General features: G+C 70.5%; 13 protein-coding genes. 7 read left to right on the top strand and 6 right to left on the bottom strand.

Annotation, left to right across the window (positions count from 1 at the left end; translation table 11 throughout):
- Positions 1-155: 155 nt before the first annotated feature.
- From rplI to rpsF, 4 genes are read right to left on the bottom strand one after another with little or no spacing between them, the layout of a single operon-like run.
- Positions 156-602, bottom strand: coding sequence for a 50S ribosomal protein L9 (gene rplI, locus AOM00_RS09505; RefSeq protein WP_062517568.1), 447 nt, complete (start codon positions 600-602; stop codon positions 156-158).
- Positions 603-617: 15 nt separating this feature from the next.
- Positions 618-854 (bottom strand): 30S ribosomal protein S18, encoded by a 237-nt coding sequence (gene rpsR / locus AOM00_RS09500; RefSeq protein WP_062290299.1) that lies wholly within the window; start codon positions 852-854, stop codon positions 618-620.
- Positions 855-883: 29 nt separating this feature from the next.
- Positions 884-1,393: a single-stranded DNA-binding protein gene (locus AOM00_RS09495; protein ID WP_062305491.1), complete on the bottom strand. Its 510-nt coding sequence runs from the start codon at positions 1,391-1,393 to the stop codon at positions 884-886.
- 56 nt (positions 1,394-1,449) lie between these two features.
- Positions 1,450-1,740 (bottom strand): 30S ribosomal protein S6, encoded by a 291-nt coding sequence (rpsF, locus tag AOM00_RS09490; RefSeq protein ID WP_062305488.1) that lies wholly within the window; start codon positions 1,738-1,740, stop codon positions 1,450-1,452.
- Positions 1,741-1,951: 211 nt separating this feature from the next.
- On the opposite strand from rpsF, the gene AOM00_RS09485 reads away from it, so the two are divergent.
- Entirely contained in the window at positions 1,952-3,229 is a 1,278-nt protein-coding gene (locus AOM00_RS09485; RefSeq protein WP_062517578.1) for a carboxylate--amine ligase, read from the top strand.
- 18 nt (positions 3,230-3,247) lie between these two features.
- Positions 3,248-4,291, top strand: coding sequence for a lipid II:glycine glycyltransferase FemX (locus AOM00_RS09480; RefSeq protein WP_062517567.1), 1,044 nt, complete (start codon positions 3,248-3,250; stop codon positions 4,289-4,291).
- A gap of 18 nt (positions 4,292-4,309) precedes the next feature.
- On the opposite strand, the gene AOM00_RS09475 is transcribed toward AOM00_RS09480, so the two are convergent.
- Complete coding sequence (locus tag AOM00_RS09475) at positions 4,310-6,676, bottom strand: transglycosylase domain-containing protein (RefSeq protein ID WP_156159115.1); 2,367 nt, start codon at positions 6,674-6,676, stop codon at positions 4,310-4,312.
- A 236-nt stretch (positions 6,677-6,912) separates the two neighbouring features.
- Here AOM00_RS09475 and AOM00_RS09470 point away from each other — a divergent pair, with 236 nt between their 5' ends.
- Together AOM00_RS09470 and AOM00_RS09465 are read left to right on the top strand one after the other, a co-directional pair.
- Entirely contained in the window at positions 6,913-7,500 is a 588-nt protein-coding gene (locus AOM00_RS09470) for a PadR family transcriptional regulator (RefSeq protein WP_228373460.1), read from the top strand.
- Positions 7,501-7,516: 16 nt separating this feature from the next.
- Complete coding sequence (locus AOM00_RS09465) at positions 7,517-8,608, top strand: inositol-3-phosphate synthase (RefSeq protein ID WP_062517564.1); 1,092 nt, start codon at positions 7,517-7,519, stop codon at positions 8,606-8,608.
- Between the two features lie 89 nt (positions 8,609-8,697).
- Here the strand turns inward: AOM00_RS09465 and AOM00_RS09460 are convergent, their stop codons facing one another.
- Positions 8,698-12,753 (bottom strand): DEAD/DEAH box helicase, encoded by a 4,056-nt coding sequence (locus AOM00_RS09460; protein WP_062517563.1) that lies wholly within the window; start codon positions 12,751-12,753, stop codon positions 8,698-8,700.
- Positions 12,754-13,006: 253 nt separating this feature from the next.
- Here AOM00_RS09460 and AOM00_RS09455 point away from each other — a divergent pair, with 253 nt between their 5' ends.
- From AOM00_RS09455 to AOM00_RS09440, 3 genes are all read left to right on the top strand, one after another.
- Positions 13,007-13,696 carry a hypothetical protein gene (locus AOM00_RS09455; protein WP_156159114.1) on the top strand — a complete coding sequence of 230 codons (690 nt, stop codon included), beginning with the start codon at positions 13,007-13,009 and terminating at the stop codon, positions 13,694-13,696.
- Between the two features lie 15 nt (positions 13,697-13,711).
- Entirely contained in the window at positions 13,712-14,983 is a 1,272-nt protein-coding gene (locus AOM00_RS09450) for a hypothetical protein (protein WP_062517561.1), read from the top strand.
- Between the two features lie 214 nt (positions 14,984-15,197).
- Positions 15,198-16,403, top strand: a complete 1,206-nt coding sequence (locus AOM00_RS09440) for an OmpA family protein (protein ID WP_062517559.1) — start codon at positions 15,198-15,200, stop codon at positions 16,401-16,403.
- Positions 16,404-16,544: the final 141 nt, after the last annotated feature.

Here is a 16,544-nt window from a genome sequence, read left to right as displayed (position 1 = left end):
GCGCGGGCGGGACTGCGCGGGCGGTGGGGGCGGCGCAGCGCGGGCGGTGGGGGCGGGGGAGGCGCCCCAGGCATGCGAAAGGCCCGGGCCTCCCCGAGGGGAGACCCGGGCCCAAGCCTGGGCGGCGGACCCGAAGGCCCGCCGTGAGCCAGGAACTACTTGGCGGCCACCACGTTGACGGTGACGTTCGCGGCCACGTCCGAGTGAAGAGCGATCTTCACCTGGTACTCGCCCAGCGCCTTGATGGGCTGCGCGATGTGGATGCGACGCTTGTCGACGGTCGCACGGTCGCCGATGGCGTCCGCGATGTCGGCGGGCGACACGGCGCCGAAGAGGCGACCGGCCTCGCCGGCCTTGACCGACACGGTGACGGGAGCCGACTGGAGCGCGTCGCGCGCAGCCTGAGCACCCTCGATGGTGGCGATCTCCTTGGCGCGACGCGCCTTGCGGAGGGCCTCGATCTGCTTCTCGGCGCCGGCCGACCACGGGGTGGCGAGCTTGCGCGGAACCAGGTAGTTGCGGGCGTAACCGTCCTTGACGTCGATGACGTCGCCGGCGATGCCGAGGCCGGAGACCTCGTGGGTCAGGATGACCTTAGCCATGTGAGATCCCTCCGATCAGCGGCCGGAGCCGGAGTAGGGAAGGAGCGCCATCTCGCGCGCGACCTTGATCGCGCGCGCGATCTCGCGCTGCTCCTGGACGGTGACACCGGTGACGCGGCGCGAACGGATCTTGCCGCGGTCGGAGATGAACTTGCGAAGCAGCGCGGTGTCCTTGTAGTCAACCTTGTCGACCTTGGCGGCCTTGAGCGGGTTGACCTTCTTGCGCGGCTTGCGGATGTCGTGCTTAGCCATGTTGAAGACTCCTGAAGAAAAGTACCTGATCAGAACGGCGGCTCGTCCGACGCCGGGGCGGTCGCCCACGGGTCGTTCGAGGAGCCGCCGGCCGGCGAGCTGCTGTAGCCACCGCCCTGGTTGCCGCCGCCGAAGCCGCCGCCGCCCCCGCCGCCGAAGCCGCCACCCTGGCCGCCGCGCTGCGTGCGCGTGACCTTGGCGGTGGCGTAGCGGAGGGACGGGCCGACCTCGTCGACCTGCATCTCCATGACGGTGCGCTTCTCGCCGTTCTGCTCCCACGAGCGCGCCACGAGGCGCCCGGTGACGATCACGCGCATGCCCTTGGTGAGGGACTCTGCGACGTTCTCTGCGGCCTCACGCCACAGGGAGCACCGCATGAACAGGGTGTCTCCGTCCTTCCACTCGTTCGACTGACGGTCGAACGTGCGGGGGGTGGACGCCACCGTGAAGTTGACGACGGCCGCGCCGGAGGAGATGAAGCGAAGCTCCGGGTCCCCGGTGATGTTGCCGACCACGGTGATCTGAGTGTCGCCTGCCATGTTGTGTTCCCCTTGGTTTCGTGTGAGTGCTGGTGAGAGTCGGGAGAGAGCAGCCCTTAGCGGGCGTCCGGACGGAGCAGCTTGGTGCGGAGGATGGTCTCGTTGAGACCCAGCTGGCGCTCCAGCTCCTTCGCGGTGGCGGACTCCGAGGTGAAGTTCACGACCGCGTAGATGCCGTCGTTCTTCTTCTTGATCGGGTAGGCCAGACGGCGGCGGCCCCAGATGTCGAGCTTGTCGACGGTGCCGCTGTCACCGGTGATGACCTGAAGGTACTTGTCGAGCGACGGCTGAACCGTGCGCTCGTCGATCTCAGGGTCGAGGATGATCATCATCTCGTACTGACGCATCGATACCCACCTCCTCTGGACTCATGCGGCCACGGACGTTCCGTGGCAGGAGGGTTGATGCTTCGCGCCTCGCCGGCCGGGTGGCCGGGTCGAACGCGACGGTCCAGGATACCGTCTGCGCCGGACAACGGTCCAGCGCGTTCGTCCTGGTTCCCCGAGGCGCCCCGCGGGCGCGCCCGTAGACTGGCTCGCGCAACGGATTGGGGTGCAGGTGAAGCAGGTACTGGTCGTGGGCCTCGGCGGCGACATCGGGACGTATGCGTTCCAGCGGGCCGCGCATGAGCGCCTCGGCTGGGAGCCGCTGGTCCTGGGTCCACGCGTCACCACCTTCGGCAAGCACTCGACGCTCGCGCGCTGGATCATCGAGCCCGACGTCTTCGAGCCCGAGACCCTGCTGCGCCGCCTCGACGAGATCGCCGCGGACCACCCCGAGCACGCGCTGATGCTCTTCACCAACCTCGACTTCCATGTGCGCCTGCTCGCGGAGCATCGTGACCGCCTGGATCCGCGCTGGATCCTGCCCCTGCCCGACCTGGCGATGTTCGACGCCGTGTCCTCGAAGGTCGCGTTCGCCGCCGCGTGCGACCAGGTGGGCATCCGCACCCCCGTGACCATCCCCGTCGGCTTCACGCAGGAGGCCCTCGCCACCGGCGCGGTCACCCCCGCCGACGCCCTCGCGCGGCTCGGCAACGCCGACCTCGACTGGCCGGTGATCGGGAAGCCCGCGGACAGCTCCGACTGGTTCGAGGTCGAGTTCCCCGGCAAGCAGAAGATCCATCACTTCACGTCCGCGGAGCAGATCGGGGAGGTGCTCCGCCACCTCGAGCAGGCCGCATACCCCAGCGAGTTCCTCCTCCAGGAGTTCGTGCCCGGCGACGAGACCTGCATGCGCTCGCTCACCGCGTACCGCGACCGCTCGGGCACGGTCACGCTGGTCGGCGGCGGCCAGGTGTTGCTCGAGGAGCACACCCCTGGCACGCTCGGCATCCCCGCCGCGATCCTCACCCACGTCGACCAGGACGCCTTCGACGCTGCCGCCCGCCTGCTGGACCACACCGGGTACCAGGGCTTCGCGAACTTCGACTACAAGGTCTCCTCGCGTACCGGTGAGAGCGTCTTCTTCGAGGTCAACCCGCGCATCGGCCGCAACAACTTCTACGTCACGGCTGCGGGGGTGAACGTGGCCGAGGTGGTCGCGCGCGACCTGCTGCCCGAGGCCGTCGCAGGCGCGGCACCCGCCGTGCCGCAGGTGCCGCAGGACCAGGTGCTCTACTCGGTGGTCCCGTACCGCTTCCTGCTGCGCTACGTCGCGGACCCCGCGCTGCGCGCGAAGGTCAAGGCAGCGAAGCGGCGCCACGGCGTCGCCCACCCGCTGCGCTACCGCGGCGACGGCTCGCTCAAGCGCCGACTGTGGGTCCGCGCGCTCGACCTGCGGCTGGTGCAGAAGTACCTCCAGCACTACCCGCGGCCCACGGATTCGGGCTTCTAGCGCCGTTAGGCTCGCCCCATGAGCCTTCCCACGCCGCTGCGCGTCGAGGTCGTGTCCGACGAGCGCTTCCTGGAGCTCGCGCGTCGCGCCGACCATCCCGTCCCCATCGAGCAGGCCCCGGCGTGGGACGCGTACGACGAGGCGGTGCCCGGACGCGAGCACCTGGACCGCCTCGCGGTCCTCGCGGCGGACGATGCTCCGGTCGCGGTGGTCTCCGTCTCCCGGTACGAGGTGCGCGGCTTCCCGTACGTGTGGGCCAAGCACGGCCCGATCCCGCTGGTCGAGCGCACGCCGGAGAACGAGAAGGCGATCCGCGACGCGCTGGTCGCCGACCTCACGGTGCGCTACCCGTGGGCCACGTTCCTGCGGATGCACGCGCGCCACGCGGCCCCGGACCTCCGGGAGCTGCTCCAGACGGTGACGTTCGACCACACGGTGATCATCGACCTCACCCCTGACAGCGACGCGATCATGTCCACGTTCTCCAAGCGCGGGCGCTACAAGATCCGTCGCACCCTCAAGGACGAGGCCATGACGGTCGCCGAGGAGACCGGGCTCGGCGCCGAGCAGTTCGAGGAGCTCTACGGCATCTACCGCGAGACGGCGGAGGGCGCCGGCTTCGGCATCTTCCCGGCGGACATGTACCTGACGATGCTCGAGGCGCTCGAGCCGCACGCCCGGATCTGGGTCGCGCGACGGCACGATGCAGGCGAGGACGGCACGCTCGAGCCGGGTCGCGCGGTCGCCTGGGTGCTCGCGGTGGTGCACGAGGACGGCGGTACCGACTACTACGCCGCGAACAACCTCGAGGCGAGGGACACCAACGCGGCCCTGCGCATCAAGTGGGAGATCCTCATGACGCTCAAGGCGGAGGGCGTGCGCGAGTACGACCTGTTCGGCGTGGGCTCCGAGCGCGCGCCGCAGCTCATGGGCGTGCGCGAGTTCAAGCAGCAGTTCGGCGAGATCGTCGAGTGCGACGGCGCCTGGGACGTGCCGCTCAAGCCCCTGCGCTACCGCGCGCTGGTCGCCGCCCTGCGGCTCAAGCGGGCGATCTCCCGCTGAGCCCCACGGCGGCCGGGCTCACGTCCCGCCGCCGTCCGCCGCGCCGCCGCCGGCGTCCGCGGTCGGGGTGACCACCGGATCGGGGTCGGTCGTCTCGGATGGCGTGACCACGGGCTCCGGAACGGTGCTCGACGGCTTGGGCGTGCTGGTCTTGCTCGGCTTGGGGGTGGAGGTCTTCGACGGCTCGGGGGTGCTGGTCTCGGAAGGCTCGGGGGTGGGCGACGCCGACGGCTCCTCCGACACGGTCTCGCTCGGCTCGGGCGACGGGCTCGTGGTGAGCTCCGTGCCCACGTCGGCGCGGTCCGGGAACTCCTCGACCTCGAAACGGTCGAGCACGGTACCCATCATCTCCACCCAGATGTCGAGGGGCACGGAGCCACCCGTCATCGACTGGTAGCCGCCGAACGGCGTGATCGACTCGACCGAGCCGTCCTCGCCCACCTGGTACATCGACACCACGCCCACGATCTGCGGGCTGAAGCCGATGAACCACGCCGACTTGTTCTCGTTGGAGGTTCCCGACTTGCCCGCGAGCGGACGGCCGAGCTCGGCGGCCTTCCACCCGGTGCCGCCCTGGACCACCTGCTGCATCGCGTACGTGGTGTCCGCCATGACGTCCTTGGAGAACACCCGCTGCGAGTCGTCACGGTGGATGTACACGGGCTCCCCGTCCGGGCCGATGATCTCCTTGACGGTGTAGCTCTCCTTCTCCATGCCGCCGGAGGCGATGGTCGTGTACGCGTGCGCCATCTGCGCCGCCGTCGGGGACGCGGCGCCGAGCACGTTGGACGGCTCCGCGTTGAGTCCCAGCGTGTCCTCGGGAAGTCCCGCGGTGATGGCGGTGTCCATGACGGTCTGCGGCCCCACCGCCTCGCCGAGCTGCACGTAGTAGGTGTTCACCGAGCGCTTGGTCGCCTCGACCATGTCGATGTAGCCGTAGTCGGTCCCCCCGTAGTTGCGGACGGGGTTCTCGAAGCCGTCGATCACCATGTCGCTGTTCGACAGGAAGGTCGTGTCGAGCGAGTAGCCGTTGGACAGCGCGGCGATCATCGCGAACGGCTTGAAGGTCGATCCCGCCTGCGCGACGTCCTGGGTCACGGCGTTGCGTTGAACCGTGAGGTAGTCCGGACCGCCGTACATCCCGGTCACCGCGCCCGTGCGCGCGTCGACCGTGGTGGCCGCGACCTTGAGGTTGTCGGCGTGGTCGTCCGGCATGTCCTTGACCGCCTTGACCACGGCCTTCTGGTCGTCCCGGCGGAAGGTGGTGATGATCTGGTAGCCGCCCATCTCGAGCTCCTCCTGCGTGAGGTCGAGGTGGCCCACCGCCTCGTCGAGCGCGGTGCGCAGCAGGTAGCCGTCGGTGCCGCCGAACGTGTTGGTGGCGCCGTACTCGATGGTCTCGGGGAACTCCTGGTCGTCGCGCTCGGCCTGCGTGATGAAGCCTGTGGTCACCATGCCGTCGAGCACGTAGTTCCAGCGCTGCTCCGCCTTCGCGGGCGACACGCGGGGGTCCCATGCGCTGGGCGCGGGGATCACGCCCGCGATCATCGCGGACTCCGAGAGCGTGAGCTCGGCGGCAGGCTTGCCGAAGTAGGCCTGCGCCGCCGCCTCGATGCCGTACGCGCCGCGGCCCAGGTAGATGGTGTTCATGTAGTTGCAGAGCACCTCGTCCTTGCTCTGCTCCTGGTCGACCTTGAGCGCGAGCAGCGCCTCCTTGATCTTGCCCGGGATGTCGGTGGTGGTCTCGCCGACGTAGTAGCGCTCGACGTACTGCTGCGTGATGGTCGAGCCGCCCTGCTTGTCGCCCTGGACCACGGTCTTGTACAGCGCGCGGGCCGTGCCCGCGAAGTCGATGCCGGGGTTCGTGTAGAAGGTGCGGTCTTCCGCCGCGACCACGGCGTACGACGTGTAGTCGTTGAGGTCTGCGCAATCGATGATCTCGCGGTCGACCTCGCCCACCTTGCCCATCTCGGTGGTGCCGTTCGACCAGTACACGGTCGAGGACTGCGCGAGCGCGACGTCCGACGCGGCCGGCACCTCGAGCTTCGAGTAGATGACCATCATGAGGATCGCACCCGCCGCGATCGTGACGAACAGCGCGACCAGCATCGACAGGCCCGTGATCTTGAGGATCTTCTTCCAGCGCGGCTGGTCGCCCTTGCCGCCCTTGCCCTTGCCGCCGGAGCCGCCCGAGCCGGAGCCGGAGCCCTTGGCCTGGGTCACCGGGGCGCTCTCGGCCACCCCTGTGGCCGCCCACCCGGAGGTCGGCTGCGTCGCGCGCGTGCTGCGCCGTGCGGGCTGCTGGCCCGTGGAGGCGGTCCGCGAGGACGTCGAGACGGGGCGGCGCGTGGGGACGCGCTGAGGCGAGCTGGGTCGTTCGGTCACGTGACCACCTTAAGGACTGAGGGGGCGCGCGCCCCGATCCGGGACGATGTGCGCGTCCCGTCGGCGGGCGCGACGCCCCGGTTGCTCCCCCAACGCTCGGCGACGCCGCATCGTGACCCGGCGAGCCGGTTTCGCGGATCACGATCTCGTGATGTACGGTTCCCGATGTATCGGAGCGATATAACTGTTCGTGAGATCGGCTCGCTATGCGAGCCCCGACCGGAAGCGGAGGAAGCGTGGCCAAGACCGATGTCCTGACCCTCGCGATCCTCGGCATCCTGCGCGACCAGCCCCTTCACGGCTACCAGATCCGCAAGCGGCTGGGAGCCGAGCTGGGCCCCTTCCGGGCCCTGAGCTACGGGTCGCTGTACCCGTGCCTGCGACGCATGGTCGAGGCGGGCCTCATCGAGGCCTCCGGCGAGGAGCCCGCGGGCTCGTCGTCCGCATCGTCCCGTCGCGCGCGCATCGCGTACAGCCTCACGGATCCCGGGCGCTCCCGACTGTCGGAGGAGCTGGCGAACGCCGGCGCATCGTCGTGGGACGACGACGCGTTCGACGTGCGCTTCTCTCTCTTCGCACACACCGACGCCGCGACGCGGCTGCGGATCCTGGAGGGACGGCGCAGCCGGCTCTCCGAACGGCTCGAGGAGGTGTCGGACGGGCTCAAGCGCATGCACGAGCGCCACGACGCCTACACCGCAGAGCTTCAGCGTCACGGCCTCGAGCAGGTCGAGCGCGAGGTCCAGTGGCTCGACCGCCTCATCGAGAATGAACGATCCGCCCGCGGCGGTGAGAACAACGGCTCCGCGCCAGCGGACCACTAGTCAAGGAGACAACACCATGGCCAAGCTTCGTGCCGCCATCGTCGGCGTGGGCAACTGCGCGACGTCCCTCATCCAGGGTGTCGAGTTCTACAAGAACGCGAAGCCCGAGGACACCGTGCCCGGCCTCATGCACGTGCAGTTCGGCGACTACCACGTCTCGGACATCGAGTTCGTGGCCGCCTTCGACGTGGACTCGCTCAAGGTGGGCAAGGAGCTCGTCGAGGCGACCCAGTCCTCGGAGAACAACACCATCAAGATCTGCGACGTGCCGAAGACGGACGTCCAGGTCCAGCGCGGTGTGACGCTCGACGGCCTCGGCAAGTACTACCGCCAGACCATCGTCGAGTCGGACGAGACCCCCGTCGACGTCACCCAGGTCCTCAAGGACCGCGAGGTCGACGTCCTCATCTGCTACCTCCCCGTGGGTTCGGAGGAGGCCGCCAAGTTCTACGCGCAGTGCGCGATCGACGCCAAGGTCGCGTTCGTCAACGCGCTCCCCGTCTTCATCGCGTCGGACCCGGAGTGGGCCGCGAAGTTCGAGGCCGCCGGTGTCCCGATCGTCGGTGACGACATCAAGTCGCAGGTCGGCGCGACCATCACGCACCGCGTGATCGCGAAGCTGTTCGAGGACCGCGGCGTCCGCCTGGACCGCACGTACCAGCTCAACGTCGGCGGCAACATGGACTTCAAGAACATGCTCGAGCGCGAGCGCCTCGAGTCCAAGAAGATCTCGAAGACGCAGGCCGTCACCTCCAACCTCACCGGCCCGCTCGGTGGCATCAAGGACGGCCGCGACGTGCACATCGGCCCGTCGGACTACGTCGCGTGGCTCGATGACCGCAAGTGGGCGTACGTCCGCCTCGAGGGCTCGGCCTTCGGCGAGGTGCCCCTCAACCTCGAGTACAAGCTCGAGGTCTGGGACTCCCCGAACTCGGCCGGCATCATCATCGACGCCATGCGTGCGGCGAAGATCGCCAAGGACCGCGGCATCGGCGGCCCGATCCTGTCCGCGTCGACCTACTTCATGAAGTCGCCGCCGGTCCAGATGGAGGACACGAAGGGCCGCAACCAGCTCGAGTCGTTCATCGCCGGCGAGGTGGAGCGCTGAGCGCTCAGGCCCGCTGAGGCATCAGGAGGCCCGGATCCCCGCTGAGGGGGATCCGGGCCTTTGCCGTTCCCGGCACGATGCGCGGGACGTCAGGCGGACGTCGCGTCCTGAGCGAGCCCATCATGAGCGAGCCGATTCTCGAGGTCGGCACGGGTCAGCACGGGAGCGTTGTTGATGAGCATGCGCCTCATGACGCGCGCGGATGCCTCGACATCGAGCTCCGGCTCGTCGAGGCCGAGCGGGTCGTCGTCCCCGAGGCACGTGGAGTAGACGCGCACGACCATCTCGAGGAAGAGGCTGGGCGCGACCACCGCGCACGGCTCGCTCTGGAATCGCGTGCGGTTCACCACTCCCTCGGTCGCCCCGCGCGAGGCGATGACGACGGCGTTCGCGGCGCTGCCCAGACCGTTCAGGACGGTGTCCACGAACGCCTGGTCGACCAGGGTACCGGCGACCACCACACGCACCCGTCGGCCCACAGCGTCGACCGCGACGTCGACGAAGCCCTGGTCGGGTGCCGGGTCCACCGTCATGCCTAGCGCACCCATGAGCTCGGAGACGACCGCGACGCCGTTGCCTGCCGCGATGTCGTCGAGCCGGGCCTCCATGGTCTCGGGCGCATAGCTCGGCACCCTCACCAGGTTCCAGGGTGCGTCGACACGCTCGGTCGACATCGCGATCAGCTTGCGCTGGAGCGACTGGCGACCCTTGATGCGGTCCAAGGTGGCGTCGTCGAGCGTCGAGAATCCCGCGCGCGCGTCCTTCGCTCCCGCGAGCCGATCCACCAGGTCCTCGAGGGTGTCCCAAGTCGACGACGGGTCCGTGATCTCAGGAAGGAGTGCGCGGAGCCGATCGCGATGCAGCGCGCGGTCGCCGACGCGCCTCAGGCTCGCCAATGGCCCCGGAAGCCCCACCTCGAGCTCGTAGGCGAACCGGCCCAGCTCCCTGAAGGTCATGTCCTCGGGCGCGGTCGCCAGGTAGTCGGCGACGGCGCCGATCACCGTCGATGCGTGCTCCGCGATCGCGACCAGGTCGGCCTCGGCGTAGCCGCGGCCGCCCGCCCCGTCCTGCTCGATCCGGCTGAACGGGGTCCCACCCCACCACCGTGTCAATCGATCGGCGCGCAGCAGTGCCGTGAGGACCCTGATGTCGTCGTGAGCGGTCCGGTCGTCGAGCAGGATCGCGCGGAGCGCATCGGCACGGCGGCCTCGCCCGAGCAGGTCCTCATGGCCGGACGCCAGGCCACGGAAGTACGCCTGGGCCACGCGAGGCGACGCTGGCCTGCACGCCGCGAGGAAGTCCCGGACCTGCCGAAGCTCGCGCTCGCGATGCTCGGCCGCGTCCTCGCCGTCGCGGCTTCGGATCCGGAAGCTGCTGAGGTACGCGGAATCCGTGAGCCCGACGTGGAAGAGAAGCGTGAAAGGACCGGCACCCTCCTGAGCGATCGCCGCCAGCTCCCCGAGCTCATGCGGCTCGAGGCCCGGGATGGGATGGTTGGCCGTGGCGCGTCCCAGACGGGTCAGCCGCGCGTTCCCGTCGCGCATCGCCACGAGCCCCTCCTCCTCGAGTTTCCGGCCGACGTCCTGCGCGTCGATCGACCCAGCGATCCCCGCGATGGTCCGCCCATGAAGGTCATGCGCCAGCGCCGCGAGCTCGTCCTCCGAGATCACCGGATCGTCGCGCGACGCGATGCTGCGCAGCACCGCGTCACGGAGCCACGTGTCGTTCTGCGGCGGCACGTAGGCGGCTCCGCCACCCACCTCGCTCAGGAAGTAGTCGAAGACCCTGTCGACCGTGGCGAGCCGCCCGAGCACAGTGTCGTCGGACGCCTCGTCGGACCCTCCGATCGCACGCCTCGCGTCGATCGGGATCTCGACTGAGAGCCGCTTGTCGACGATCGGCTTGCGCACGATGAGGTAGCCGACCCCCCTGCCCTCGGTCACCAGGAAGCGCCCGGCACGGCCCATGCGCTGGATCACGTCGTCGGCGTTGATGAGGCGCTGACGGTTGCCGGCATACGCGAGAGGGCTCGCGTTGATCGCGATGTCCGTCGGCGTGTTGATCCCCTGTTTAAGGGTGTCCGTGGCGAACAGCACACGGATGTAGCCGTCGCGGAACCCTCCCTCGACGAGATCGCGGCCGTCCGCGCCCAGCGAGGCGGTGTGGAAGCCGATGCCGGACAGGAGCGAGGTGCGCACCGCGAGCTGCTGCGTCGAGTTGGCGGGGAGCAGGTCGAGCTCGCGGAGCAGCGCTGCGGGGTCATGACCCGGGGTCGACGCACGGAACCTGCCGCCCAGGTAGGGTCGCGCGTCCCTCCAGACCGGCCTGACCCCGAGCACCGCGTCGACGAGCATGCGAAGCGAATCCGCCAAGCGCTCGGCGTCCTCCCGGGACGGCACGAACACCAGCATGGCCGGCAGGCCCTCCGCAAGTGTTCCGTCGTCGCGCACGTAGCGCCGCATCAATCCCAGCAGCAGCTCCATGAGCCGCTTGTTCGCGGACGCGAAGTTGCGCTGGTCGCGCGTCAGCACCGTGAGCATCGCCTCATGAGACTCGAGCCACGGCACTTCGTACTCGCGCACCGTCGAGATGTCGTTGTCGGCGATCTCCTTGGCGACACGCCCGTCGGTGGCGACGAGCGTGAGCGGGACCGGCCGGTAGGCGGCCTCGACCACCGGCGCGTCCTTGCCGTTCGCCTCGAGCCACCGGCGCACCTGCTCGCGCGTTCCCTCGTCGAGCGAGGCGGAGAGCCCGATGAGCCGGAGCGCAGGGTAACGCTGCAGGATCTCCACGAGCAGCAGCTCGAGCTTGGCGCCTCGATCGACATCGACCACATGCTGGAACTCGTCCACCACCAGCAGAGGCACCCCGTCGAGCCGCATCCCGATGCGCATCATGGCAGCGAGCTTCTCCGGGATGCAGACCGCCACATCGAAGTTGCCCGACCGCAGCGGCTCGTCGTACTGCGGATAGTCGCGCGAGCCCTCGAGCACCCGCCAGTCGTCGGCCTCCGTCGAGGAGAAGAGCTCCCGCATCTCCCGCGAGATCTGGTTGACCAGCGCCTTCGTGGGGGCCAGGACGATGACGTTCCCGGGCCTTCCCGACCGCCGTCGCGCGTGAACCGCCTGGGACACCGCAAGGTAGCCGAACCGGGTCTTGCCGCTCGACGTCGGCGCGAGGAGCAGGAAGGATGAGCTGTCGCCGCCCAGGAGCCTGTGGAACGCCACACGGTCCAGCTCGGTCGTACCGGGCGGTCGGATGCCCGTCCGGTGGTAGCCGTACTCGGACGCCATGCGCTCGAGGTGGGCCATGCGCTCCTCGCCTCGCGACTCGAACTCGCGAGCCAGGCCAGGCGGGAGGCCCCGGGGTCCCCGCAGGATCGCGTACGGATCCTCGTCATCGAACGTCGCGGTGACGGCGGACTCGACCAGCACCTGACGGGCGATCGCCTCGGCGACGAGCCGTATCCCCGGAAGCCTATGCTGGGGGACCGCGGTGTTGAGCGCGCCCCGCAGCCACAGGTACTTGATGAGCTCCGCGTTGTCGCGTCGCGCCGTCGCGGGAAGCGACGCCAACGCGGCATCCGCATCGGCGTCGGATGTCGACCGGGCAACCGCGTCACCGAGCAGCCTCAGCGCGACGTGCCGGAAGGCGCGCACGAAGGCCGTCGACTGCGCGACGTCCTCGGCCGTCAGCGGCACGCCATCGGGGAACGGGGTCGCACCCGCGACGAGCGCGGAACCGCTCAGCACCTCGTCCACACCATCGAGCACCCCGCGAGCGACCGCGGCACCGCGGAACGACGGCGACTCTCCCTGGAGGTACGACCCCAGGTGGGGGTGGATCAGCAGGGAGTCGTCACCCAGCTGCGCGATGATCGAGGAGTCCTCGGCGCCCGGTAGCGGCGCTCCGCTCTCCGGAGATCCGACGCGCCGCACCACCGGCACGAGCGCCTCTCCGAGCGCGCTCCACAGCTCGATCCACGCAGTATCCGTGCCGCATCCCTTGCCCCGCGAGAACACGGTCGCCGAGAGCGCGCCGCTGGGCCGGACGCGCCATTGGCCCCGGCCGATGTCGGCGAGCGCCTCGCTCAACCGATCGCGTTCGTCGGCGGAGTACCCGGTCGACGTCGACGTGCCAGCCATCGCGGCCCCCCTCAGCGGCGCCCCGCCGCGAGACGCCATCCCCCGGACCGTAATCTGCCAGGTCAGTCGCCGTCAATGGACCCCGATCGCCGATGCCGCGAGCCGCCACCTCCCGGGATCCCAGGGGACCTTTCCGGCGCCCTTTCCGAGCGACGTTCACGAGGCCACCCCGCGGAAACCGCTCGCTGGCACCGTGGCGGTCCCGGCCCTCCGGGAGTCCACCGCCCGCCACCACCAGCCCACGGAGCACATCATGAACGCCACACCCCCGATCCCCTCGGCGGCCCCCCAGCCGGGCCTCCCGTTGACCCCCTACCCCACCGCCCCGCCTCACCGGCTCAGGACGCGCTGTCGCGTCGCGCTCTACGGCATCGTCGACGCCCGCCACGAGCGCGGCACCGGCGAGGGAGGCGTCGCGCAGCGCGACCTGTGGATCTACGCCATCGCCGCGAGGCTGGACGCCCGCATCGACGCGGTCCACGCGGAGCGGACCGGCACGATCCGGGCCGTCTACGCCCCGCGACCGGTCCTCGAGGCTGATGACGCCGCACAGGTCGAGCCGAAGGAGCCCGACGCGCTCGAGGTCGCGCCGGCCGATGCGGTTCGCCGCGCCAGCAGGGACCGGAGGCGCAGCCAGCAGGAGGCAGTCGCCGAGCGGGAGGCGAAGGAGGCGCGCGCCGCGCGTCATGCCGAGCGCGTCAAGGCCGACGAGCTCGTGCGGCTCCTCGCGTTCGAGGACTCCCTCTGCGCCGCCGCCCACGGCGAGGTCGCGAGCTGGGCGGAGTCCCTGGCCGCGATGTACCACCGCTCGCGCTCGGGGCTGCTCGGTCTCCGCCGCACCGCCGCGGACGCCGCGATCCCGCCCTACGTCGCGCCCGCCTCCCGCACCGCCACCACCACCACCACCACCACCCCCACTACCCCGGCCGACCGCGCCGCCTAGCACCAGGAGCACCTCATGACCACCCAGCCCACCACCCCCGACCCGACGGACGACGCCGTCGACATGGGCGCGCGCCCCACGCCGGCGCCGGAGCCCGACTTCCCGCACCGGGAGGCGCACCTCAGCCAGGTCGCGACCCGCGACCGAGCGCCGATGACGATGGAGGGGATCCTCGCGCGCGCAGGTGAGGCCCTCCCCACGACCCTCCGCCAGAGGGCGCAGCACCAGGTCGATCTCGCCCAGTCGCGGATGCGCCAGGACGAGGCCGACGCCGCGATCAGGGCCCGAGCGCACCAGGTGCGCTCGGGGCTGTCGCGCTTCGGCTCGACCGACGGCCTCGCGCACGACAGGAAGGAGAGTCGCCGTACGCGCAAGCGCACGCGCTCGACGCTGAAGGAGACACGCGAGCACCTTCGGCGGGCCGGGAGACTCACCGACCCGGACCCCGGGAGGTCCGCGGCCTTCGTGCGGACTGCGAGCCGCTGGGGCGCCTTGGCGCTCGCACCGCTCGAGTGGTTCGTCCTCAACGAGTCGTTCTCGGTCGCGCTGCGCTCGGAGGACTGGCGGGAGCCTGCCGTCCTGGCGGCCGTGACCACGTTCGTGACCGTCGGCGCGGGACACGTCCTGGGCCGCGAGCTCAAGGTGGTCGAGCATCCCGAGGCCTCGCGCGGTCGCCGGGGCGCCGCGATCGCGGCAGGGGTCGCAGGTGTCGTCATCCTCATGCTGTGCGGGTCCGTCGCCACGGCGCGCGTGCTCGCGGCGCAGCACCAGCTCGCCACCGCGAGCGCGGGCACCACGCTCTCGGGGATGGGGGGCGATCAGTCGTCGGCCGCCAGCGGGGTCCTCCCTGGTGGTCTGATGGCCATGCTCTACGCCGCCATCATGATCGCGCCGCCGGCGCTCGCCGCGTACGCGGAGTGGCGCTCCCGCGCGGAGGAGGAGGCAGCGGTCCTCGCCGCGAAGGCCGCGGACATGGCTGCGGCGACGACGCAGCGCGAGGTGCGTACGCAGCAGCAGGCGATCATCGAGACCCAGAAGCACCTCGACGCAGAGCCCGCGAGGATCCGCCGATCCCACCGCCGCTACCGCCGGAAGGTGCTGCCCGCACAGAGCAACCTGCAGGGGAGGACCTACGCGGTGGAGCTCGCGCGCATCGCCGACGAGGACCTGCGCGACGCCCTCGAGCTGCGCGACTTCGAGGTGGCGCCCGCGCCTGCCGAGGCAGACGCCGCTCGCACTCCCCTGCACCCGGTCGACGATCCGACCGAGGACCGGAGGGCGGGATGAGCCCCGTGATGCGGCTGCGGCGGTGGTTCCTCGCGCGCCGGACGGCCGAGACGACGACCCACGCGTGCCCTCGCTGCGGCGTCACGCTCGAGCCCTGCGGGGCCTGCGCCGGCGTCACCTGGGACGCATGCCTCGACCCTGCATGCGCGCTCGGACTCACCTGCCCGGTCCACCGCCAGGCCTGGATCGCCTGAGCCAACCGAAGGAGATCACCATGAACAAGCTCGCCATGACCGCGGCCGCGGTCCTCGTCACGGCCCTCACGGGCTGCTCGGCCACCACCGCCGAGACAGGGCCCGCGGTGAGCGGGCCAACCGCCCTCGCGATCGTCGCGGAGTCCACGGCGAACAGCGCCCGCCTCAGCGTGGACGCATGGACCGCGCTGGTGCGGCCGAGGCTCGCCCCCGGCACCGAGGTGGTCGTCGTGTCCGACGACGGTGACCCCGCGGTCCTCGGCACGGCCTCGCTCACAGGGCTCGCGTCCAACCCCACGACGCTCCAGGAGCAGCTGGACCACGCCACGGCGCTCACCGTCGAGGTGGCCGCCGGCGCGGTCGCGACGTCACCCGAGACCGACCCGCTCGCGGCGATCGCACTGGGAGCGCGCGCATTGTCCACGCGGTCACGGGCCCAGGGGTGCGAGCTCCTCATGAGCGGCTCGGGACTCTCGACGACAGGGGCGCTCCCGCTCCAGCGGCTCGGCCTCGGGATCGACCCGGTCGACGTCGTCGAACAGCTCGCGAGCAGCGACGAGCTTCCCGACCTCGACGGCTGCGCCGTGATCTGGTCGGGACTCGGCGCCGCGGGAGGCGACCAGGAGGATCCCCGCCAGCCTCATGTGCGCACGCTCGAGAGGTTGTGGACGGCGATCCTCGAGCGGTCCGGCGCGACCTCCGTGTCGTTCACCTACGACGCGGTGATGCAGAAGCCGCCCGCAGGCCTGCCCGACGTCACGCCGGTCCCCCTCGCCGCGCCGGCAGTCGTGACGGTCATGGAGGCCGAGGACTGCATCGTGGAGGTCCCCGACGCCGCGATCGGGTTCGTGCTCGACGAGGCGACCTTCGCCGACGCGAGGGCTGCGACCAGGGCGATCGACGATGCCGCGGATGCCCTCGGCAGGTGCACCGCCACACCGCGGACCATCACGGTGTACGGCACGACGTCGTCCGCGGGCGAACGCGCCGGGCGGGTCCGGCTCTCGACCCGGCGCGCCACCGCGGTGGCGGATGCGCTCGCCGAGGCGATGGGCGTGCCCAGCGCCACGATCACGGCGGTCGGGCTCGGGAGCTGCGAAGTCCACGCGACCACGGCGGTGGCCTGCGTCGACGATCGCGACGGCGACGGCCGGCTCGTCGCCGACAGGGCCCAGCTCAACCGGCGCGCGGTCATCGTCGCGTCCCCGGACACGGAAGGGAGGTGAACACGATGGCTCTCTCGAACTGCTGCGGCAGCGCCACGGAGCAGTGGAACGACGGCACACGCCGCTGCTCATCCTGCGGCCACAAGTGCTGACGGACCCAACGGCATCGACACGAAGCGAAGGAGGTGATCTCAATGGCTG

The organism is Demequina gelatinilytica (assembly GCF_000971115.1).
GTDB classification, from domain to species: Bacteria; Actinomycetota; Actinomycetes; order Actinomycetales; family Demequinaceae; genus Demequina; species Demequina gelatinilytica.
Note: the sequence above shows the minus strand (reverse complement) of the source record. Positions and strands in the feature narration are given on the sequence as shown.